Genomic DNA, 21,087 nt, shown 5'->3' with positions numbered 1-21,087 from the left:
GACGCGTCCGCCGCTGGTCGAGCTTGTCGAGACCCCCGAGTGTTGGCTGGTCGAGCTTGTCGAGACCCTCCGATATGGGGCTCCGGTAAGGGGTTTCGACAGGCTCAACCAGCCGTAAGCGCGTTGCTCGGCGCTTCGTTAGCGGGTGGTGGGGAGGCCCGCTTCGACCCAGGCGGCCATGCCGCCGTCCACGCTCTTCACCTCGTGGTAGCCCTGCGCCTTCAGCAGCAGCAGCGCGTACAGCGAACGGGTGCCGGCCGCGCAGATGGTGACCACCGGGCCGCTGTGATCGCCGGGCAGGCCGGCGGTGCTGCCCTTCGACAGCTCGGGCAGCGGCATGTTCAGGCTGGCATCGATGCGCACCCGGGCCACTTCGTCGGGGTTGCGGACGTCGATCACCGGCACCCCGGCGTCGAGCAGCCGTTTGGCCTCGGACACGTCGATCACGTCGGGGCCGTTCTTGGCCAGAGCGAACGCGGCGTCGAGATGTTCGGCGAACGGATTGGCCGGTGGCCTCACAGCTGCGGTTTCCTCGGGTGGGAAAAGGTCGGGCAGGTGCCGCCGGAACGACGACAGGTACTTCCAGGCATTATCGGGAAACACCACCACGGCGACCACGCCCGGCTCATCCGGCACCGTCCGCAGCGCACCGGCCAGCGCGAGGGCGCAACTGGGGCCGGCGATCAGGCTCTCTTCGACGTGCAGCTTGCGGCACAGCGCGTACGCCTCGTCGTCGGTGATCTCGACCAGGGCGTCGTAGGCCTCGGGGGTGAAGAAGTCGGTCAAGGCCAGCGCGCGTCGGCTGCGCACGCCGGGAATATCGTGGCCGTCGGTGGGGTGCACGCCGATCACGGTGACCGCGGGGTTCTGCTCCTTGAGGTATCGCCCGGTGCCGGTGATGGTGCCGCAGGTGCCCAACGAGGCGACGAAGTGGGTGACCGCACCGCCGGTTTGGCGCCAGATCTCGGGCCCGGTGGTGCGATAGTGCGCCTCAGGATTGGCCGGGTTCTGGTACTGGTTCAGTTGCTTCCAGCCCGGCTGCTCGCCCAGTTCGGCGGCGCGGGCCATGGCGCCCTCGGGCTGCCCAGGCATCGGGCACAGGGCGTCGTCGAGTTCGTGCAACTGGGTGCCGAACAGCCGCAGCGCGGTGCGCTTCTCCAACGGGATCTCGCGCGACAAGGTGGCGGCGAAACCGTAGTGGCGGTTGTTCGACACCATCGCCAGGCCGATGCCGGTGTTGCCCGAGGTGGGCTCGACCAGATTCTGCAGCGTCTCGCCGTGTTCTTCGGCGTCGCGAATCAAGTTGGCCGCCACTCGGTCTTTCACCGCGCCGAACGGGTTGTACCACTCCAGCTTGGCGTACACCGTGGCGTGCTCGAACCCGGTCACCCGCTGCAGTCGGACGATGGGCGTCGGGTTCTCTGCACTGGGCAGCAGGTCGAGCACGGAGTCGTAGGTGCGCAGGCTGTGGTCCGACACGGGGCAGCTCTCTTTCACTCAGTGGCACACGGGGCGCGCGAAGCGGTGCGGTCAAGCCGCGGAGCATCCACCCGCCCCATTTGCTAGTAAACCAGTAGGAGAACTAGGGTAATGCGCAATCAGGCAGGAGGTCATCGCGTGGGACGCCCAATAGATGGTGATACCATTGCACGCATGGTCGCCGCGCACAACGCCTCGCTGCTGGGGCGCCCCTGCGCGCGAATGTGTTGTCGCTGTCTCTGACGGCCTGACGACGCCCTCCTGATCGCACCCCAATTGCGGTCTCCACCTTTCGTTGCGGTCGACGCAGGATGGTGTGTCAGGCAGGACTCGAACCCGAAACTGCCTTTGAAGGACACCCGATGCCACCTATCACGCAGAACCAGCCGGTTACCGCCGGCAAGGTCGACCCGCGCGGGCAACGCTTCATCGCCACCGTCACCGCCGCGTTGTTGATCGTCATTGTGCTGCTCGGCCCGGGAGCCGGCCTGCCGGTGCTGATCGTGCAGACCCTGGCCTTCGCGGCCGGGGGGCTGCTCGGCCTGGGATATCACCCGTGGGGCTGGATCTTTCGCACCACGGTGCGTCCTCGGCTGGGCGCGCCCACCGAACTCGAGGACGCCGCCCCGCCCCGGTTCGCGCAGGGCGTCGGGCTGGTGTTCGCGCTGGCCGGGCTGGTCGGTGCGCTGGCCGGCTGGCCGACGCTGTTCTACGTGGCGATCGGCTTCGCGCTGGTGGCCGCGCTGCTCAACGCGATCTTCAACTTCTGCCTGGGCTGCGAGATGTACCTGCTCGGCAAGCGGGTGCTGGCCCGATGACCGGGGTGTGGGTCGTGCTGGCTGCCGTCGCGGTCGCGCTGGGCTTCGGGGGGTACCGGGCACTCACCGATGGACGCGCCCGGGTTGTGCGGCAACCCGCCGACCAGGCGCCACGGCTGGACGCCGAGGCGCTGGGCGAGCCGCTGGGCGGCCAGGCCACGTTCGTGCAGTTCTCGGCCACCGTATGTGCGCCCTGCCGAGCCACCCACAAGCTGCTCACCGAAGTGACCGACCGGCGGCCCGCAGTCAGTCACATCGACATCAATGCCGAGACCCGACTCGATCTGGTCGAACGGTTCGGCATCACCCGTACCCCCACCGTGCTGCTGCTTGACGGCACCGGCGCGGTACGGCACCGCATCGTCGGCGCGGCCCGCCGCGACGAGGTGCTGCAGGCTCTCGACCAGGTGGCCGCTCCGGCCGCTTGAACCCCCTGATTCGCAACAACCCTGGAGGAAAGACAATCATGGCCTACTTCAAAGATGCGACCGAGCTGATCGGACGCACCCCGCTGGTACAGATCAACCGGCTCTATGGCGACAGCGAGGCCATCGTGCTCGCCAAGCTCGAGTACTACAACCCGGCCAACTCGGTGAAGGACCGCATCGGCGTATCGATCATCGATGCCGCCGAGGCCGACGGTTCGTTGCAGCCCGGTGGGACCATCGTCGAGGGCACCTCGGGCAACACCGGCATCGCGCTGGCCTGGGTCGGCGCGGCTCGCGGCTACCGGGTGATCATCACCCTGCCCGAGACCTTCAGCAAGGAGCGCCGGGCGGTCCTGCGGGCGCTGGGTGCCGAACTGGTACTTACCCCGGGGGCCGACGGCGTGCCGGGCGCCAACCGCAAGGCTGAAGAGATCGCCGCCGAGATTCCGGGCGCGATTCTGGCCCGTCAGTTCGACAACGCCGCCAACGTGGCGATTCACCGCAAGACCACCGCCGAAGAGATCTGGGCCGACACCGAGGGCAAGGTCGACATCGTGGTGTCGGGCGTCGGCACCGGTGGCACCATCACCGGCGTGGGCCAGGTGCTCAAGCAGCGCAAGCCCGAGGTGAAGCTCTATGCGGTGGAGTCGGCCGAGTCGGCGGTGCTCTCGGGCGAACCGAAGGGCCCGCACAAGATTCAGGGCATCAGCCCGGGCTTCGTGCCCTCGATTCTTGACCTCGGGGTGGTCGACGGCATCATCAAGGTGACCTCCGACGACGCCATCGAGTGGGCCAAGCGAGTGGCGAAAGAAGAGGGCCTGCTGCTGGGTATCAGCTCCGGCGCCGCGTTGCGTGCCGCCGCCGACCTGGCCGCCGACCCGGCCAACGCGGGCAAGACCATCGTGGTGGTCACCCCCGACTGGGGTGAGCGCTATCTGACCACGCCGCTGTACGCGGACCTGCTCGTCTGAACCCAGCGTCGCAGGTAGAGACCCGTCGCCGCGTGCTTCGTGGTGGGGTCTCGTTCCGCTCCGGGTGCTGCACCCGGTTGTGCCCCGTCGGTGTGGCAGGGGGGTCTCGACTGGTTCAACCAGCGCCGGCCGAGTTGGTCGAGCCAGTCGAGACCCCAGATTTTTCAAATCTCGACCCGCGCAACCAATATTGGCCGAGCTGGTCGAGCTTGTCGAGACCCCAATTTTTCAAATCTCGACTGACTGGCGCAATATTGGTTGCGCTGGTCGAGAACCCTCGGTTCATCGAATTTCGACATATGGACCGATGGTGGGGTAAATCGCACAGCGCTCTTGCCGCCATGTTTCGCGTCGACTATATTGATGTTCATGATTCTCGCGACGGCTTCAATCTCGGCTGGTGGCAGCTCCGGGTCCGGTCGCCCGTTGAGCGCTGTCACTAGGTTGGACGCTGCATGTTCGAACCGAATGTGTTGCCGCTGAACGAGCGGGCATAACGGCTCCGGCGAGCCAGTTCGCCGCTGTTGAGCCAATGATCATTGAGCCGCCACGGCGAACATTGTCACAGGCTGCTCTCGCTGCGAATGATACATATTCATGTCTGCGTGCGACAAGCATGTGGCGCACATCATTTCTCAATCACCCCATATTTTGAGGAGCTATACGGATGTCTGACAATGATCAACACCAACAGCGCGATCGAGACGCGCACCGGCGCCGTCTTCTACTGGTCGGGCATGGCCTGTTGGCCGGCCATGCGCCGTCCGCGCAGGGCCCGGGGCTGGTGCCCGAGGTGTCTGCCCCCGTCGCGTTGTACCAGTTGCCCGCGCCGGCGTTCGCGCAGCGGCCGCAGGTATCGCACGGCGTCTCGCGCCCGCCCCAGGTGGCCGAACGGCTGGCCGAGCTCGACGAGCTCGAGCGAGTCTTCGAAGATGTCGCTGGCCTGGTTGACCAGGGGTATGAGGTGATCGGGCTGGCCGTTCCGGGCCGACTGGTCAACTCGCGGTCGGGTCGGGCTTGGCTCGACCGCGTCCGCACCATCGCCCACACCGTCGCCGGCCTCACCCCGGAGGTCTGGACGGTGACCGCCGGCCAGGCGGCACCGTTCGACCCGACCGCCCAGCCCATTCGCACCGCCTCGTGAGGCAAGCGCCGATCGGCGTGCATGCACCGCTGGTCGAGCGTGTCGAGACCTCGAGCGGGCTGGCCTTTCGAGGGGTTTCGGCACGCTGAACCGGCGGTGGGCGCATTGATCGGTACTGCCCTGGGGGAGTGTTGATTCTTCGTTGGTCGAGCTTGTCGAGACCTCGAGCGGGCTGGCCTTTCGAGGGGTTTCGGCACGATGAACCGGCGGTGGGCGCATTGATCGGTACTGCCCTGGGGGAGTGTTGATTCTTCGTTGGTCGAGCTTGTCGAGACCTCGAGCGGGCTGGCCTTTCGAGGGGTTTCGGCACGCTGAACCGGCGGTGCGTGCATTGATCGGTACTGCCCTGGGGGAGTGTTGATTCTTCGTTGGTCGAGCTTGTCGAGATCTCGAGCGGGCTGGCCTTTCGAGGGGTTTCGGCACGCTGAACCGGCGGTGCGTGCATTGATCGGTACTGCCCTGAGGAAGTGTTGATTCTTCGTTGGTCGAGCTTGTCGAGATCTCGAGCGGGCTGGCCTTTCGAGGGGTTTCGGCACGCTGAACCGGCGGTGGGCGCATTGATCGGTACTGCTCTCACGGGTGATGTGTGCGCGAACACGCCGTCCTAGAGATTCCGGAGGAGAGGCTGTCGACCAGCAGACTTCGCCTACCTGGAAGATCTCGTAGAGTTGGTTCGGCGAAAGGGAACCACCATGGCGAAAACGGACGACCATGACCGGCAGCAGGCGAGGTGGCTACCGAGCCCACAGCAGCACGATTTTCCCGCGGCAGCCTCTTACCTGGGCATGCTGGCCACCGCCGCGGCGGTCGACTCGCTGATCGAGCCACTCCGGGCCGCTCCCGTCACGCACCTGAAGGCCAAAGACCTGTTGCGCGCCGCGCAACTGCCGCTGTTGCCGGCCGACAACGTGCATGTGGCGAGCGACCTGCGCAAGATTGCGGAAGGCCAGCCGTTGTCGCCGGTGCTGCTGGTTCGCGGGGACCTCACCCGCGGCGTACCGGCCCAGATCGCCGACGGCTATCACCGGGTTTGTGCGTGCTACCTGACCGACGAGAACAGTGAGGTGCCCACGGTGGTGATCGATCCGTGAGTTTCGCCCTGCTGGCCCTGATCTGTGCGGTGGCTCTGCTCGGGCCGGTGGTCAGCCTGAACCGCTTCGCGCATATTCCGGTGGTGATCGGCGAGCTCGCGGTCGGCATGCTGCTGGGCACCAGCGGGCTGGGCGTGGTCGATGCCACCGACCCCGTCTTGTCGTTCATGGCCGAGATCGGGTTCGCCCTGGTGATGTTCGTGGCAGGCACCCATGTGCCGCTGCGCGAGCCGGCCATGGCTGCCGGGCTTCGAGTGGGCGTGCTGCGCGCGCTCGGGGTGGGCCTGCTGGCAGCGCCGCTGGGGGTGGTGATCGCTCAGCAGTTCGGCACCGGGCACGGGCCGCTGTACGCGGTGCTGATCGCTTCGTCGTCGGCGGGCATCGTGCTGCCGATGCTGGGCGGGGTGCGGGTGACCACCCGGGCGGGCTTGGAGTTGTTGGTGCAACTCGCCGTCGCCGATGCCGCCTGCATCGTCGCGCTGCCGCTGGTGCTCGACCCTGCGCACGCCGGACGGGCTGCGCTTGGTGCACTAGCGGTGCTCGCGCTGGCCGCGCTGTTCTTCGGCGTGCTGTGGTGGGCGCAGCGCCGTGGCCTGCGTGAACGCGTCCACCAGGTGAGCGAACGGCGCGGGCTGGCGGTGGAGCTGCGGGTGACGTTGACTTTGCTGTTCACCCTCGCAGCGGTCGCGGCCACGGTGAGCGTGTCGGTGATGCTGGCCGGCTTCGCTATGGGCCTGGCGATGTCGGCAGCCGGCGAGCCGCGTCGGGTGGCCAATCAGGCCTTCGCCCTCACCGAGGGCTTCTTCGCCCCGATCTTCTTCGTCTGGCTGGGCAGTTCGCTCGATCTGCGCTCGATCGGGCAAAACCCGTCCACGATCGGCCTCGGGGTTGCCTTGGGCCTGGCGGCGGTGCTGGCACACGGAGTGCTGGCCCTGACCCGACAGCCGTTGCCGATCGCGCTCACCGCCACCGCGCAACTGGGGGTGCCGGTGGGAGCGGCGACGCTGGGCAAGAGCATGGGGGTGCTGGTCGACGGTGAAGCGACCGCCATGTTGCTCGGCGCGCTGATCACCATCGCGGTGGTGACCGCTGTCAGTGGGCGGGTGGTGGCACTGGTGTGCGACCCCGACGGTGCGACACAGTAGGCGAATGCCGACCCAGCCCGCCGACCGTCACGACGTGATGAGGGTGCAGGGTGCCCGCGAGAACAACCTGAAGAACATCGACGTCGAACTGCCCAAGCGCCGCCTCACCGTGTTCACCGGGGTGTCGGGTTCGGGTAAGAGTTCGCTGGTGTTCGGCACCGTGGCCGCCGAGAGCCAGCGGCTGATCAACGAGACCTACTCGGCGTTCGTGCAGGGGTTCATGCCCACCCTGGCCCGCCCCGAGGTCGACCTGCTCGACGGGTTGACCACGGCGATCATCGTCGACCAGGAGCGCATGGGCGCCAACCCGCGCTCGACCGTGGGCACCGCCACCGACGCCAACGCCCTGCTCAGAATCCTGTTCAGCCGGCTCGGCGACCCACAGATCGGCCCGCCGACCGCGTTCTCGTTCAACGTGCCGTCCGCCTCGGGCAGCGGGGCGATCACGGTGCAGCGCGGCGACAGGACGATCGCCGAGAAGGCGTCGTTCAGCGTTCTGGGCGGCATGTGCCCGCGCTGCGAGGGCCGTGGCAGCATCACCGATTTCGACCACACCGCGCTCTACGACGCCACCAAATCGCTCAGCCAGGGAGCGCTGCTCGTTCCCGGCTACTCGATGGACGGCTGGTACGGCCGCATCTACCGAGGCTGCGGCTTCTTCGACGCCGACAAGCCGATCGGGAGGTTCACCAAGCGGCAACTGCACGACCTGCTCTACAAGGAGCCGACCCGGATCGAGGTCGAGGGCATCAACGTCACCTTCGAGGGCCTGATCCCCAAGATTCAAAAGTCGATGCTGGCCAAGGACGTCGAAGCGATGCAGCCGCACATCAGGGCCTTCGTCGAACGCGCGGTCACCTTCACCGACTGCCCCGAGTGCGCGGGCAGCCGGCTGGCGCCCGAGGCCCGCTCGTCGAAGATCCGGGGCATCAACATCGCCGACGCCTGCGCCATGCAGATCACCGACCTGGCCGCCTGGGTCGAGGGCCTCGACGAGCCGTCCGTCGCCCCGCTGCTGGGGTCGCTGCGCGACCTGCTGAACTCGTTCGTCGAGATCGGCCTGGGGTACCTGTCGCTGGCGCGGCCCTCCGGCACCCTGTCGGGCGGAGAGGCGCAGCGCACCAAGATGATCCGGCATCTCGGTTCGTCGCTCACCGACGTGACCTACGTGTTCGACGAGCCCACCGCCGGGCTGCACCCGCACGACGTGCAGCGGATGAACGACCTGCTGCTGCGGCTGCGCGACAAGGGCAACACGGTGCTGGTCGTCGAGCACGAGCCCGACACCATCGCGATCGCCGACCACGTGGTCGACGTGGGCCCGGGGGCGGGTGCGGCCGGGGGAACGGTCTGCTATCAGGGCACCCCGGCGGGGTTGCGGGCCTGCGGCACCATCACCGGACGGCATCTCGACGACCGGGTCGGGGTCAAAGATTCGGTGCGCCCGCCGAGCGGGGTGCTCGAGATTCGGAGCGCCCGTACCAACAACCTGCGTAGCGTGGACGTCGACGTGCCGCTGGGCGTGCTGGTGGTGGTCACCGGGGTGGCCGGGTCAGGCAAGAGCTCGCTGGTGCACGGTTCGATTCCGCCCGGTGCCGGGGTGATCTCGGTGGACCAGAGCCCGATCAAGGGCTCGCGGCGCAGCAATCCGGCCACCTACACCGGGCTCCTCGAACCAATTCGCAAGGCGTTCGCCAAGGCCAACGGCGTAAAGCCGGCATTGTTCAGCGCCAACTCAGAGGGTGCCTGCCCGGCCTGTAACGGCGCCGGCGTGATCTACACCGAACTGTCGGTGATGGCCACGGTGACCACCACCTGCGAGGCCTGCGAGGGCCGGCGGTTTCAGCCGGCGGTGCTGGGCTACACCCTGGGCGGCCGCAGCATCGCCGACGTGCTGGCCATGCCGGTGAGCGAGGCCGAACGCTTCTTCGGCGAAGGCGTTGCCCGCACCCCCGCAGCGCACACCATCCTGCTGCGACTGGCCGACGTCGGCCTCGGCTACCTGAGCCTGGGCCAGCCGCTCACCACGCTGTCGGGCGGCGAGCGGCAGCGGCTCAAGCTGGCCACCCATCTGTCGGCCAAGGGCGGCACCTACGTGCTGGACGAACCCACCACCGGCCTGCACCTGGCCGACGTCGAGAACCTGCTCGGACTGCTCGACCGGCTGGTCGACGCCGGCACGTCGGTGATCGTGGTCGAACACAACCTGGCGGTGATGGCGCACGCCGACTGGATCATCGACCTGGGCCCGGGGGCCGGTCACGACGGCGGACGGATCGTGTTCGAAGGCACTCCCGCCGAGTTGGCGGCGGACGCGTCCACCCTGACCGGGCAGCATCTCGCGGCTTACGTGGGCGGCTGAGCCGCAAGTTCGTCGTGAAGCCTGCGGCCGGCCGTTGGGCGAACTGAGGAAACGCTGACTCTCTCTGGGCGAGCTTGTCGGGGCCTCGGATATCGCTGCCGCAAGGCTTTTCGACGTAGCTCAGCCAACGGTGGTGGCGTTGATCAGCGCTTCCTTAACCGGAGTCTCTAACCTTCGATCCACCGAAAGTTAACCGTTGGACGCCGCTCGTCGGTGATGGTGGCCTCAGCCCAGGCGGTGATCTCTGTGTTGTGGACGGCGCGTTCGGCGATGCGTCGGCCGAGGCATTGCCTGATCAGTGCGGCAGCCGCCTCGGCCACCTCTGCAAACTCGTCGCCGAGCTTGACCTCGCCGCTTGCCAGCTCGTCAAGGCGCCGGTCGATCGTCTCGTCCCAGGCGGCGTCGATCTTGCCCCGTTCCTCCTCATCTACCTGCTGCAGAGCGAGGGCAGCGATCTCACGCTCGTCGGCATCGAGGGCCTCGCCCGCCTCAATGTAGTCTGCCGGCTTCGGAGTCATGCAACCAGTGTCGGGCGGGCGCTGACATCGAACCAGAGAACCCGGCGGATGGTCTCGAGCGCGGGTAACTGCTCGAGCTTCGCGGCCTGCGGCAACGGCAAGGCCGCGGTCCGGGCGAGGTCGCGTCGGTCCCGCTCGGCCTGAGCGGTCGAATTGGTTCAGACGCGCCCGAGCGCCATTTCAAGCAACGAACCGGCCATGCGCTCGACCGAGTCGAGTCGAGGGTCCCAGCCGGTCGCGACAAGCTGCTGGTAGCCGACAACGGAGGCATTGAGCGTGATCGCGCGACGCCGAGCCTCTTCATCATCGAGCCCGAGTGCCACGAGAACTCCAGCGATGAACGAAACTCGTCGCTCAGTCACGCGCGCAACCCTGTCTGCGACACCGTTGCGCTCGGCTGCCGCGTAGAGCGTGGCCTCCCCGCCGCGCTGCGGGGTTTGGTTCGTGACAAGCCAGACAAGGCGTTCGAGCTTCGCCCTGGGGTCTTCTGCCTGATCCACCTCGGCAATCAGCACTTCGGTCTGCAACTGTTCCCACTTGTCGAGCACGGCACTCACAAGGGCTGCGCGATCAGCAAAATGCCAGTAGAAGGACCCCTTTGTCGCGCCGATTTCACGGGCGACCGGCTCGACTGCGATGGCGTCGACGCCCTGGTCGATGAACCTCTGATACGCCGCGGCGACCCAATCGTCGCGAGTCAGTCTTGCCATGGCCTACCCCTCACGTATCTCCCGAGCGAAGCGTACGAACGCAGCCACTTGACCACGACCATACTATGCCGTACGGTCGGCTATACGCTACCGTATGGTCTTGAAGGAGGCATTGAGGACGATGAACCTCCTCTGGCGAATGATCCTTGTTCACCTGCGCGCAACCCGACTGCTGCGACGAGACGGCAACCTGTCGCTCACCGGTGTCTCGGTCATCAAACTGACAACACTGCCGACGGACATCGACATCCTCCGACACATGAACAACGGTCGATACCTCTCACTCGCCGATCTTGGCCGATGGGATCTGGTCGTGCGTATCGGCGTGTTTGCGCGCACTCAGCAATTGGGCTGGATCCCAGTCCTGTCACAGGCCAGCGCAACCTTTCGCAAACCGCTCGTCGTCGGGCAACGGTTTGAATTGCAGACCCGCATGATCGGAACCGATGATAGGGCCGTCGTCATGGAGCAGCGGTTCGTGCGCGACGAAGAGATCCACATGCGGTTGATCACACGCACTCGGTTCGTCAAGCGTGCCGGCGGCATTGTCACGATCGATGAACTCCACGAACAGTTCGGCACCATTCCCGATGAGGTACCTGACTGGGTACACGGTTGGGCAGACGCATCGCGTTTGGCATCGACCAAGCAGCAGTTGCCCAGCGACTGGACGTAGCCACACGTGAGCACGAGACTGGCGGCGATCCCAGAGGGAAGCGTCCGGATCAAGGACGCTCGGCGAAAAGCCGAGCGCGAGGTGCATCTGATGCCGTTCCGCATCGGGGTCGTTCCGGTGACTGTTGCCGAGTTCGCCACGGGGCGCTGCGACATGGCCGCGCACAACGGACTTGAGCTCCCCGCGACAGGCGTCCGCTGGTTCGACGCTGTGGCGTGGTGCAACACCGCATCTCAGGCTGACGACCTCGAACCTGCCTACCGGTTCGACGGCGACCGTGTGCGCTGGAACGCCGCCGCTGACGGCTACCGCCTACCGACCGAGGCTGAGTGGGTCTATGCGTGCTTCGGCGGCGGCACCCGCCCTCAGTACGGGGCGCTCGTAGAGATCGCCTGGACGGCGAAAGACGACATCAGCCGCCCACAACCCGTTGCCCGCAAAAAAGCGAACGGTTACGGACTGTTCGACACGCTCGGCAACGTGTGGGAATGGTGCTGGGATCGCCTTGATCCCGCTCGCTACGCCGACTACCGAGTTTTGAAGGGTGGAGGCTGGGCCGATCCCGAATGGAGCTGTCGTAGCGATGTGCGCCGAGGTAGTGCACCCGACGCCCTGGTCGAAGACGTAGGGTTTCGTGTCGTGCGCGGAACGGTCGCGACAAGTGCTGATGCCGACGGCGGACAAGGGTGGACCGAGCGCGGGGACCGCGAACGAGCGACGATGTCGCCGCTACCGACAGGTTGGACGCCACTCCTCGTGTGACCCAGTCCTGCCGTGCGACACGCTCTAGTCGGTCTGCACCAGCTCGAAGGTGGTGCTGCCCACCTTCATCGTGAGCTGGCTGCCCGAACAGGTGGCCGAACCCGTGCCGTCGAACCCGAGCAGGGTGGCGATCTGCGTCAGCGTGACCGTGGAGGTCTTGCCGTCGGTCTTGGTTGTGGCGGTGCCGGACGACGTGGTGATCTCGAAGGCCAGGGCGCTGGGTTCGCCGGCGTACGTGCCCTCGATGCTGCCGTCGACGATCAGCCGTCCTGACCGATTGTTGCTCTTGACCGTGATCGCATCGTCGTCATCGAAGTCGATCTCGTAGCGCCCGTTCTCGAACTCGACGTCGATCTCACCGCCGCTGCCCGTGCCGAGCGCACCGTCGGCGTCCGTGGCCACGAACGACGTCATTCGGTACTCACCCGACGGGCAGGCCGGGGCCGAGGCAGTCGGCGAGGCTGTGGTGTCGGGGGTGGGGGCCACGCTGATGGCGGGAGCCGGGGTGGTGGGTGCCGACGGCGCAGCGGTGCAGCCGGCGAGCAGCAGCGGCAGGCCGGCGGCAGCGACGACGGCGCGGGGGGCGATACGCATGCGTACGAGCCTACCCGCGGCCCTCGACGAGCCCTGAGCTCGGGCGATCCGGCCGGTGGTCAGGACGCCTCGGCGATGCGCCGGCGCAACGCCTGGAGTTGCTCGGTGAGCTGCTCGGGCAGTGTGTCGCCGAATTGGTCGAAGTAGTCCTGGGTCAGGTCGGCCTCGGTGGCCCAGGCGGCGGGGTCGAGGGTGAACAGCTCGTCCAACTGCTCGTCGGTGACATCGAGCCCGGTGAGGTTGAGGTCTTCGCGCCGGGGCTGGCGTCCGTTGATCGCGTCGACGGCGTCGACCTCGCCGTTCACCCTTCTCAGCGCCCACTCGATGGCGCGGGAGTTGTCGCCGAACCCGGGCCACAGAAACTTTCCCTCGGCGTTCTTGCGAAACCAGTTCACCTGAAACACCCGCGGTGCCTGCTCGCCCAGGGTCTCGCCGATCTCGAGCCAGTGGCTCCAGTAGTCGGCCATGTTGTAGCCGCAGAACGGCAGCATGGCGAACGGGTCACGACGCAGTGCTCCGACCGCACCCTCGGCCGCCGCGGTCTGCTCCGAGCTGACCGTGGCGCCGACGAACACGCCGTGCTGCCAGTCGAAAGTCTCGGTGATCAGCGGCACGTTGCTGGCCCGCCGTCCGCCGAACAGAATCACGTCGATCGGCACGCCGGCGGGGTCCTCCCACTCGGGCGCGATCGACTCGGCCTGGTCGGCGCGTACCGTGAACCGGCTGTTCGGGTGTGCCGCAGGGGTCGACGACCCGGGCGTCCAGTCGTTGCCCTGCCAGTCGATCAGGTGACCGGGCGGCTGGTCGGTCAGGCCCTCCCACCACACGTCGCCGTCGTCGGTGAGGGCCACGTTGGTGAAGATCGTGTCGTGGTCGAGGGAGTTCAGCGCGGTCGGGTTGGTCGCCTGCGAGGTGCCGGGGGCGACGCCGAAAAAGCCCGCCTCAGGGTTGATCGCATACAGCCGTCCGTCGTCGCCGGGGCGCATCCAGGCGATGTCGTCGCCGATGGTCTCGACCTTCCAGCCCGGAATCGTCGGACGCAGCATGGCCAGGTTGGTCTTGCCGCAGGCGGACGGGAAGGCGGCGGTCAGGTGGTAGGTGCGGCCGTCGGGGCCGGTGATCTTGAGAATCAGCATGTGCTCGGCCAGCCAGCCCTCGTCACGGGCCAGCACCGAGGCGATCCGCAGCGCGTAGCACTTCTTGCCCAGCAGCGCGTTGCCGCCGTAGCCGGAACCGAACGACCAGATCTCGCGGGTTTCGGGAAAATGCGTGATGTATTTCTCGTCGTTGCAGGGCCACGGGACGTCGGCGCGGGTGTTGCCGTCGGAGTCCACCAACGGGTAGCCGACCGAGTGGACGGCGGGCACCCAGTGCGCGCCGGAGCCGATGCGGGCCAGCGGCTCGGCACCGATGCGGGTCATGATGCGCATGCTGACCACCACGTAGGGCGAATCGGTGATCTCGATGCCCAGCTTCGAGATGGAGCCGCCCAGCGGGCCCATCGAGAACGGGATCACATACATGGTGCGACCGCGCATGCAGCCATTGAAAAGCGTTGCCAGAGTGCGCTTCATCTGGCTGGGCTCGGCCCAATTGTTGGTCGGGCCGGCATCGGCCTCGTCGGCCGAGCAGATGTAGGTGCGCGACTCGACCCGGGCCACGTCCGAGGGTGTGGAGCGGGCCAGGTAGCTGTTCGGGCGCTTCTCGGGGTTCAGAGCGATCAGGGTGCCCGCGGCGACCATTTCGGCGTAGAGCCGGTCGCGTTCGGCCTCGGAACCGTCGCACCAGTGCACGGCGTCCGGTTCGGTGAGGTCGGCGACGCCGGCCACCCAGGTAATCAGGGCCTCGCTGGCCGCGAGTGGCGCGCTCTCGGCGATCTGGCGGGCGTCGACCGGCATGATGAACTCCTTCTGCCTGCGGCGTTGCAAGCGGTTGGTGCTGTCACCCATCCTGCCGCATGCGGCAACGCCGTGGGTTTCGGTCGGTTGGACTCACCTCGGCCGAATCAACTAAGGTTGTACGTCGGTGGTTCGGCATCATGCGCGCGCCACCGGTAAGCGCCCGTAGCTTAACGGATAGAGCATCTGACTACGGATCAGAAGGTTGGGGGTTCGAATCCCTCCGGGCGCGCCAGGGCATCTCAGAGGAACTCAGGTCCATGTCTGAGTTCTTTTTGGTTCGCGCGAGGTGTCGTCGCTCCGCTTTGGTCGGAGGTGAACCGATTGTGACCGTAGTGAGGTCAAATCTCCCCGCCGGTGCGGGGGTTGCAGTCGATCGGGCTGTCATGAAGCTTAGAGAAGCGCTGATCAACGCAGTCCTCGCTGGTTGAGCTTGTCGAAACCCCTAGTGAGGGCACTCTATCCGAGGTCTCGACAAGCTCGACCAACGAAAACTCAGCTTGGAGTATGCCGAGGCGGCACAGAGAACTAACATTGTTACCGTAATTGACTCTCTGCTACCGTAGAAGCTCTGGGTGTGGCCCGGGTTCAGGAACTGTCAGCGCGCCCCAGTAGCTTCCCTGATCAAGCAGCAGAGAGGAGAGTGCGATGGAGTGGTCCTGCTTAGCTCGGTCAGTGTGGGGCAAGCTAGACCCGGCCTCGGATGGCTGGATGCCGTTGGTGAGGCACTTGGAGGACGCGGCGGCAGTTGCGGATTACCTTTGGGAGAGCTTCCTGTCGCCTGCGACGCGGGGTTTCATCTGTGAGTCTCTGGGGCTGACGGATGATCAAGGACGTCGGTTGGTCTGCTGGCTGGCCGGCATCCATGACATCGGCAAAGCGACGCCAGCATTCGCTGCGAAGGCGCTGCCGATCCTGCCGCAGGTGTTGGACCGCATGCGTGACCATGGGCTCGATGCACGGCCAACGCCTGAGGACCGACAAGTGCCGCACGCTACCGCCGGGCAGTTGCTGCTCGACGACTGGTTGGCCGGTCGCTACCCGTCGTCGGCGAAGCGCGTCCGGAGCACGTTGACGTGTGTGGTGGGTTGCCACCATGGCGCGACGCCCTCGGCGTTGGTGCTTCAGGCCGCTCGTAATCACCCACTTCAACTCGGGGATGGGCGCTGGCATGAGGTGCGCGTGGAGATCTTGGACAAGATGACCGAGCATGTGGGTGCTGGCGACCATCTGGAAGAGTGGCTGAATCGACGTGTGTCGGTGCCGGTGCAGGTTCTGCTTACCGGCATCGTCATCATGGCCGACTGGATCGCGTCCAATACCGACTACTTCCCCTATGTCGACGACCTCTCCGGTGATCGGTTAGGTTCCGCGCTCGACGTTCTTGATCTGCCGGAGCCATGGCTCCCGATCGCAGGAGCGGCCGATGCGGATCAGCTTCTGGTGCAGCGATTCCCGGCGCTGGAGGGGTGTCGTGCCCGCCCGCTTCAGGAAAGTCTGCTTGCGCAAGCCCGCAACGCGCGTGAACCAGGCCTGTTCATCGTCGAGGGACCGATGGGTGTCGGGAAAACGGAAGCGGCTCTGCTCGCTGCTGAGGTGCTGGCGGAGCGTTTCGGGCTTGGCGGGGTATTCGTCGGCTTGCCGACGATGGCGACTGCAGATCCGATGTTCGATCGCGTGCAACGGTGGCTGAGAACGACGGTGACCGACCGTGATGTAAGCATCACATTGGCGCATGGCAAGGCTGCGCTTAACGACAACTACGCAGGCTTGCTGCGGCGCAATTGGAGCGGGAGGCTCTACAGCGACTCTGACTCGGGCGATCCCGTAGGCGAGGTAGTGGTCAACGAGTGGCTCCGCGGCCGCAAACGGAACGGTTTGGCCAGCTTCGTCATAGGCACGATCGACCAGAGCCTCTTTGCCGCGCTCAAGGCTAAACACATCGTTCTGCGGCACCTCGGTTTGGTGGGCAAGGTCGTGATCATTGATGAGGTACACGCTGCGGATGACTACATGCGTGAGTACCTCAAGCGATTGTTGTGCTGGCTCGGCGCTTATCGAACGCCGGTTATCCTGATGTCGGCAACCCTTCCTCCGGGGCAACGGGACGAGTTCCTTCGTGCCTATGCTGAGGGAAGCGGGTCGATGCAATCGATCGCAACATCCCGATCGGACGACTATCCCCGGATCTCGATGTACGACCATCAACTCGCCGAGATCGCAGTAGCGTCGGACGCCCGCGTACTCGATGTGAGTCTGGGGCGCCTCTCGGACGATCTGGACAACCTCGTCACCTTGCTCCGTGCGGCGCTGGTGGATGGTGGCTGCGCCGCGGTGATCTGCAACACGGTTACCCGGGCACAGGAGACGTTCGCGGCTCTGCGGGACGAGTTCGGTAGCCACGTCCGGCTCGTGCACAGTCGGTTTATTGCACCCGATCGAGCCCGACGCGAAGCCAGACTCGTCCAGGAATTGGGGCCGACAGGCAACCGCCCTGACCGCCTAATCGTCGTAGGCACACAGGTGCTCGAGCAGTCCTTGGACGTCGACTTCGATCTGATGGTGACCGATCTGGCGCCGGCGGATCTGATGCTGCAACGGGCCGGGCGTCTGCATCGTCATGCGCGCAAGGACCGGCCAGAGGGAGTCGCTCATCCGAAGCTATGGATTCGTGGTGTGGTCGATTGGCAGGCCGACCCCCCGCAGGCCGTGCGTGGCTCGCGAGCCGTGTATGGGAGCCAGCGGATCTTACATGCCGCCTCCGTGTTGAAGGAGTTGCAGTCCATCCGACTCCCCGACGACATCCCACGCCTCGTCCGGTTGGCCTATGACCCAGAAGCTCAGCCTCCTGACGGTTGGCAGGACGTATGGCACGCGGCAGAGGATCAGGACTTCAGGCAACGGCAGCGCGCAATCGCGCGAGCCCACACCTACCTCATCGACTCACCGGCGAAGCCGAGCACCATCAGTGGTCTGATCGATGTGGAGGCGGGTGACCCAGACAGGGCCGAGGAGCAGGGCAAGTCTCAGGTGCGCGATAGCGACGAAGGACTGGAGGTGATCGCGCTTTGGCGCACCGCGGATGACTTGCTTCATCTCCCTGCCGGAATCGCGCGCTATGCCGGAGCGGTCGTTCCGGAAGGTGTTCAGTGGGGCACCGCAGCAGACGAGAAACTGGCCCGCGCGATGGCCGCTTGCACGCTGAGGTTGCCCGCGTCCCTGTGCTATCCGGCCGTGATCGACAGCGTGATTTCGGACTTGGAGTGCATGGCTGACTATTCCGGCTGGCAGCAGTCCCGCTGGATTGCTGGACAACTCGTGTTGGTTTTCGATGATTCCGGAGTTTCGCAGGTGGCTGGTCGTGTCTTGTCTTACGATTCCGAGCAGGGCCTCCGAGTGTCCAGTCCCGAGGAGTCAGGTCGATGACGACAGATGGTGGTGCGTTCAACCTCCTGGATGAACCGTGGGTTCGGGTGCGCACGCACACCGGCGAGGTCCTCGACCTGTCGCTGCGTCAGGTATTCGAGCGTGCACATCACCTGAATGGACTTGCTGGGGAGGTTCCGACCCAAGACGTGGCCGTCCTGCGCGTGCTCGAAGCCGTCCTACTTGGAGCCACGAGGTCCGACCACCTCCGTAGCGATGACGAGAGCATCGACCTGTGGGACGCTTGGTGGCGTTCCGGGAAGTTCCCCACAGATGTTGTGTGGGGCTATCTCGAGAGGCATCACGAGCGCTTCTACCTCCTGCACCAGAGTGAGCCATTCATGCAGGTGGCTGATCTGCATACCGCCAGTGGAAACGCATCCGGTCTCATCAAGCTGATAGCCGACGTGCCCGATGGGCACCAGTACTTCACGACCAGAGCGGGCCGAGAGATCGAGTCACTTTCCTTGGCGGAAGCCGCCCGATGGCTTGTTCACTGCCATGCTTTCGACCCGGCGGGAATCAAGACCGGAGCTGTTGGCGATGATCGAGTAAAGGGGGGCAAGGGCTACTCGATGGGTTATCCGGCCTGGGTCGGGAACCTGGGCGTCATCGTTGTCAACGGTGCAAACCTGTTTGAGACGCTGCTGCTCAACCTGCCACTGTCGCTAGGGACCAATCCTGACGATCGCCCGGTCTGGGAGCGCCCAGCCTTGCCGTCTGGCGTGTGTGCTGACCATCTCGCACCGACTGGCCCCGCCGACCTGTTCACTTGGCCGTCGCGCCGTGTCCGTCTGCTGGAGCGGAACGGGCTGATCGTTGACGTACAGATCTCCAACGGCGATCGCCTGGGTCCGCAGAACCAGAGCGGCAACGAGCCGATGTCCTCTTGGCGCAAGAGTCAGAACCAGTCCAAGCGTGGCGAGGGCGACGTGTATATGCCCGTGCTGCATGTGCCGGAGAAGAGGATCTGGCAAGGCCTTGGCTCGCTACTGATCACGGCTAGGGGTGTCACCCATCGGGCACCCGTCCTGGACTGGCTAGCCACGCTGATCGAGTCAGGATGCCTGCCGGCCGGCTTCCGCGTCCGGCTACGGACGGTCGGGCTCGAATACGGAGCGCAGGCCAGTTCGATCGCGGGCGCGGTCGACGACGGCCTGGACGCGCGTGCTGCCGCGCTCACTGAACCGATCCTGGCCCAGTGCGCTGTGGATGCCGCGGCCCGAGCCGGTAGCGCCGTCGTTGCCTTGGCGAACCTAGCCAGCAACCTGGAACAGGCGGCCGGAGGTGACTCCGAGCGTCCCAGGTCACGCACCTTCGAGTTCGGCTACAGCCTGTTGGACGGACCGTACCGGCGCTGGTTGAGTGACCTGGTAGACGTAGCCACCATTGCCGAGCGTCTTGACGACTGGAGTCAGCAGGTGCGGCGGATCCTTCTGGATGCCGGTCAGTCCCTGATTACGGCCGCCGGGCCGGCCGCTGTCGTCGGGCGTCCGGTTTCCAGGATGGGGTCCGATGAGAAGCAGCGCATCGATTCAGGGCTCGCCGAGATCTGGTTCCGCGCGGCATTGAACAAGGCGCTCGGAATCGCCCCCGTTCCGCAACGTCAGGAGGTCGCATCATGACGGATCCCAAACCTGCGGTCACCCGCGCGGAAGTGTTGAGCGAGGACGTGGGCCGGCGCGTGCGACGGCTCCAACGCTCGTACCTCGACCCCTCCGATGGGGAAAACTCCGAGTCCACCGCCACACTGGCTCGCCTACGTCGCTGCGCGCCGGACGCCGTCGGCGCGGACCCGATGGTGTGGGCGGTGACCCTCGCTGATCTTCCTGACCAGCTACGTTCCCGGAACAAGGATGATGAGGCTAGTCCGGCGGAGAGAGCCGTCCATGCTGCCTTGGTGCTCTACGCCACGCATCAGCAGTCGAACCAGATTCCTGTCCACGTCACGGGAGCCAGCTTGGGAGGTGCTGTCCGGCGGTTGGCGGAGGCCAGAGCGCACAACGGTGAACCGGACGAGTCAAGCATTCGTCGCCTGCATCAAGTGGTACTGGCAAATGATGCACCAGGCCGCCTGCACCATCTGCGAGGTTTGATCACCCTGTTGCGCAGCGAGTCCGATCCGATCCCGCTTGACTACGCCCAGCTAGCCGTCGACCTCTGGCGGCTTCTCGATCCCAAACAGGACAGCGCACACGTTGTGGCCCGATGGGGTCGCGAACTGCACAACCGGCCGCGCGCCACGACAGGAGAATCCGAATGAACCTCACCATCGATGTGCACGTCATCCAGTCCGTGCCGCCGAGCAATCTCAATCGCGATGACACAGGTAGTCCCAAGACGGCGGTCTACGGCGGAGTGCGGCGCGCCCGGGTGAGTAGCCAGGCTTGGAAGCGTGCAACGCGGCGTGACTTCGAGGACTACCTGGATACGACGGAGTTCGGCGTGCGCACCAAGCGGGCGGTCGAACTGCTGGCCGGACGAGTCCAGCGGCTGAATCCGTCCATCGGTACAGAGGATGCCCAGGCCCGGGCCACCGCTGTCCTCAACCATGCAGGACTGAAGACCAAGGCGCGTCGCAAAGCTGAGGCAGGAGAGCCCGAACTCACGGAGTACCTGGTTTTCTTCAGCAACCAGCAACTGGACAAACTCGCTGCCCTGGCGGTCGAGTCCGACGGTGGTCCACCGAACGCGCGCGCTGCCAAGAACATCCTGAAGGAGGGCAACAGCTTCGACCTCGCATTGTTTGGGCGAATGGTCGCCAACGACGCTGATCTCAACGTCGACGCGGCCTGCCAGGTAGCGCACGCGTTGAGCACGCATGCCGTAACGAACGAGTACGACTACTACACCGCGGTTGACGATGAGAACCCGGAGGACGAGACCGGCGCGGGATGATCGGGACCGTTGAGTTCAACTCGGCGACCCTCTACCGATATGCGACTGTGAGTGTGGGTGCTCTTCACGAGAACCTCGGGCACAGCGAAGCGACTGCGCGGGCGGTCGAGGCATTCGTTCGCTCGTTCGTGCAGTCCATGCCCACCGGGAAGCAGAATACGTTCGCG

17 protein-coding genes, 1 tRNA gene and 1 pseudogene are annotated in these 21,087 nt (G+C 65.7%); 14 read left to right on the top strand and 5 right to left on the bottom strand.

The genetic code is table 11. From position 1 onward, the window contains the following. Positions 1–138: 138 nt before the first annotated feature. Positions 139–1,479 (bottom strand): pyridoxal-phosphate dependent enzyme, encoded by a 1,341-nt coding sequence (locus QM721_RS00925; protein WP_415118059.1) that lies wholly within the window; start codon positions 1,477–1,479, stop codon positions 139–141. 362 nt (positions 1,480–1,841) lie between these two features. Between QM721_RS00925 and QM721_RS00920 the strand changes: the two genes are divergently transcribed. The 7 genes from QM721_RS00920 to QM721_RS00890 all read left to right on the top strand — a co-directional run bounded on the left by QM721_RS00920 (position 1,842) and on the right by QM721_RS00890 (position 9,438). Further along, on the top strand, positions 1,842–2,297 hold the full coding sequence (locus tag QM721_RS00920) for a DUF4395 domain-containing protein (RefSeq protein ID WP_415118058.1): 456 nt from the start codon (positions 1,842–1,844) through the stop codon (positions 2,295–2,297). Then, positions 2,294–2,725: a TlpA family protein disulfide reductase gene (locus QM721_RS00915; RefSeq protein WP_415118057.1), complete on the top strand. Its 432-nt coding sequence runs from the start codon at positions 2,294–2,296 to the stop codon at positions 2,723–2,725. The genes QM721_RS00920 and QM721_RS00915 overlap by 4 nt, the downstream gene beginning before the upstream one ends. Positions 2,726–2,763: 38 nt before the next feature. Beyond that, positions 2,764–3,696 carry a cysteine synthase A gene (cysK, locus tag QM721_RS00910; RefSeq protein ID WP_415118055.1) on the top strand — a complete coding sequence of 311 codons (933 nt, stop codon included), beginning with the start codon at positions 2,764–2,766 and terminating at the stop codon, positions 3,694–3,696. 667 nt (positions 3,697–4,363) lie between these two features. After that, on the top strand, positions 4,364–4,840 hold the full coding sequence (locus QM721_RS00905; RefSeq protein ID WP_415118054.1) for a hypothetical protein: 477 nt from the start codon (positions 4,364–4,366) through the stop codon (positions 4,838–4,840). Between the two features lie 692 nt (positions 4,841–5,532). Beyond that, positions 5,533–5,931, top strand: coding sequence for a hypothetical protein (locus QM721_RS00900; RefSeq protein WP_415118052.1), 399 nt, complete (start codon positions 5,533–5,535; stop codon positions 5,929–5,931). Beyond that, a complete protein-coding gene (locus tag QM721_RS00895) occupies positions 5,928–7,076 on the top strand; it encodes a cation:proton antiporter (RefSeq protein ID WP_415118050.1) in 1,149 nt (382 codons plus the stop codon). The genes QM721_RS00900 and QM721_RS00895 overlap by 4 nt, the downstream gene beginning before the upstream one ends. Positions 7,077–7,080: 4 nt before the next feature. Next, a complete protein-coding gene (locus tag QM721_RS00890) occupies positions 7,081–9,438 on the top strand; it encodes an ATP-binding cassette domain-containing protein (RefSeq protein WP_415118048.1) in 2,358 nt (785 codons plus the stop codon). 167 nt (positions 9,439–9,605) lie between these two features. On the opposite strand, the gene QM721_RS00885 is transcribed toward QM721_RS00890, so the two are convergent. Together QM721_RS00885 and QM721_RS00880 are read right to left on the bottom strand one after the other, a co-directional pair. Continuing rightward, positions 9,606–9,956: a hypothetical protein gene (locus QM721_RS00885; RefSeq protein WP_415118046.1), complete on the bottom strand. Its 351-nt coding sequence runs from the start codon at positions 9,954–9,956 to the stop codon at positions 9,606–9,608. A gap of 158 nt (positions 9,957–10,114) precedes the next feature. Beyond that, the gene (locus QM721_RS00880; RefSeq protein ID WP_415118044.1) at positions 10,115–10,666 is read right to left on the bottom strand and encodes a TetR/AcrR family transcriptional regulator; all 552 of its coding nucleotides are present in this window, start codon (positions 10,664–10,666) and stop codon (positions 10,115–10,117) included. A gap of 100 nt (positions 10,667–10,766) precedes the next feature. On the opposite strand from QM721_RS00880, the gene QM721_RS00875 reads away from it, so the two are divergent. Both QM721_RS00875 and QM721_RS00870 read left to right on the top strand, forming a co-directional pair. Next, complete coding sequence (locus tag QM721_RS00875; RefSeq protein WP_415118042.1) at positions 10,767–11,342, top strand: thioesterase family protein; 576 nt, start codon at positions 10,767–10,769, stop codon at positions 11,340–11,342. 6 nt (positions 11,343–11,348) lie between these two features. Further along, a complete protein-coding gene (locus QM721_RS00870; RefSeq protein WP_415118040.1) occupies positions 11,349–12,104 on the top strand; it encodes a formylglycine-generating enzyme family protein in 756 nt (251 codons plus the stop codon). 24 nt (positions 12,105–12,128) lie between these two features. Here the strand turns inward: QM721_RS00870 and QM721_RS00865 are convergent, their stop codons facing one another. Both QM721_RS00865 and QM721_RS00860 read right to left on the bottom strand, forming a co-directional pair. Next, positions 12,129–12,698: a hypothetical protein gene (locus tag QM721_RS00865; protein WP_415118038.1), complete on the bottom strand. Its 570-nt coding sequence runs from the start codon at positions 12,696–12,698 to the stop codon at positions 12,129–12,131. A 59-nt stretch (positions 12,699–12,757) separates the two neighbouring features. Beyond that, entirely contained in the window at positions 12,758–14,596 is a 1,839-nt protein-coding gene (locus tag QM721_RS00860) for a phosphoenolpyruvate carboxykinase (GTP) (RefSeq protein WP_415118036.1), read from the bottom strand. Between the two features lie 159 nt (positions 14,597–14,755). On the opposite strand from QM721_RS00860, the gene QM721_RS00855 reads away from it, so the two are divergent. The 5 genes and pseudogenes from QM721_RS00855 to cas7e all read left to right on the top strand — a co-directional run. After that, positions 14,756–14,831, top strand: a tRNA-Arg gene (locus QM721_RS00855). A gap of 413 nt (positions 14,832–15,244) precedes the next feature. After that, on the top strand, positions 15,245–18,022 hold the full coding sequence (gene cas3, locus QM721_RS00850; protein WP_415118034.1) for a CRISPR-associated helicase Cas3': 2,778 nt from the start codon (positions 15,245–15,247) through the stop codon (positions 18,020–18,022). Beyond that, entirely contained in the window at positions 18,019–19,647 is a 1,629-nt protein-coding gene (gene casA / locus QM721_RS00845; protein ID WP_415118032.1) for a type I-E CRISPR-associated protein Cse1/CasA, read from the top strand. The genes cas3 and casA overlap by 4 nt, the downstream gene beginning before the upstream one ends. Beyond that, positions 19,644–20,285, top strand: a complete 642-nt coding sequence (gene casB / locus QM721_RS00840) for a type I-E CRISPR-associated protein Cse2/CasB (RefSeq protein ID WP_415118030.1) — start codon at positions 19,644–19,646, stop codon at positions 20,283–20,285. Before casA ends, casB begins: the two co-directional genes overlap by 4 nt. Beyond that, a pseudogene (cas7e, locus tag QM721_RS00835) lies at positions 20,231–21,087 on the top strand (type I-E CRISPR-associated protein Cas7/Cse4/CasC); the annotation flags it as partial. The gene casB and the pseudogene cas7e, both read left to right, overlap by 55 nt.

The sequence above is a fragment of the Micropruina sp. genome, from assembly GCF_047602085.1.
Classification (GTDB): Bacteria; Actinomycetota; Actinomycetes; order Propionibacteriales; family Propionibacteriaceae; genus Micropruina.
The sequence above is the reverse complement of the archived record's forward strand: the minus strand, read 5'-3'. Positions and strand labels throughout refer to the sequence as shown.

Coding starts and splice junctions, on each gene's coding strand:
- QM721_RS00920 (WP_415118058.1), top strand. CDS start 1,842: ATGCCACCTATCACGCAGAACCAGCCGGTTACCGCCGGCAAGGTCGAC.
- QM721_RS00915 (WP_415118057.1), top strand. CDS start 2,294: ATGACCGGGGTGTGGGTCGTGCTGGCTGCCGTCGCGGTCGCGCTGGGC.
- cysK (WP_415118055.1), top strand. CDS start 2,764: ATGGCCTACTTCAAAGATGCGACCGAGCTGATCGGACGCACCCCGCTG.
- QM721_RS00905 (WP_415118054.1), top strand. CDS start 4,364: ATGTCTGACAATGATCAACACCAACAGCGCGATCGAGACGCGCACCGG.
- QM721_RS00900 (WP_415118052.1), top strand. CDS start 5,533: ATGGCGAAAACGGACGACCATGACCGGCAGCAGGCGAGGTGGCTACCG.
- QM721_RS00890 (WP_415118048.1), top strand. CDS start 7,081: ATGCCGACCCAGCCCGCCGACCGTCACGACGTGATGAGGGTGCAGGGT.
- QM721_RS00885 (WP_415118046.1), bottom strand. CDS start 9,956: ATGACTCCGAAGCCGGCAGACTACATTGAGGCGGGCGAGGCCCTCGAT.
- QM721_RS00880 (WP_415118044.1), bottom strand. CDS start 10,666: ATGGCAAGACTGACTCGCGACGATTGGGTCGCCGCGGCGTATCAGAGG.
- QM721_RS00865 (WP_415118038.1), bottom strand. CDS start 12,698: ATGCGTATCGCCCCCCGCGCCGTCGTCGCTGCCGCCGGCCTGCCGCTG.
- QM721_RS00860 (WP_415118036.1), bottom strand. CDS start 14,596: ATGCCGGTCGACGCCCGCCAGATCGCCGAGAGCGCGCCACTCGCGGCC.
- cas3 (WP_415118034.1), top strand. CDS start 15,245: ATGGAGTGGTCCTGCTTAGCTCGGTCAGTGTGGGGCAAGCTAGACCCG.
- casA (WP_415118032.1), top strand. CDS start 18,019: ATGACGACAGATGGTGGTGCGTTCAACCTCCTGGATGAACCGTGGGTT.
- casB (WP_415118030.1), top strand. CDS start 19,644: ATGACGGATCCCAAACCTGCGGTCACCCGCGCGGAAGTGTTGAGCGAG.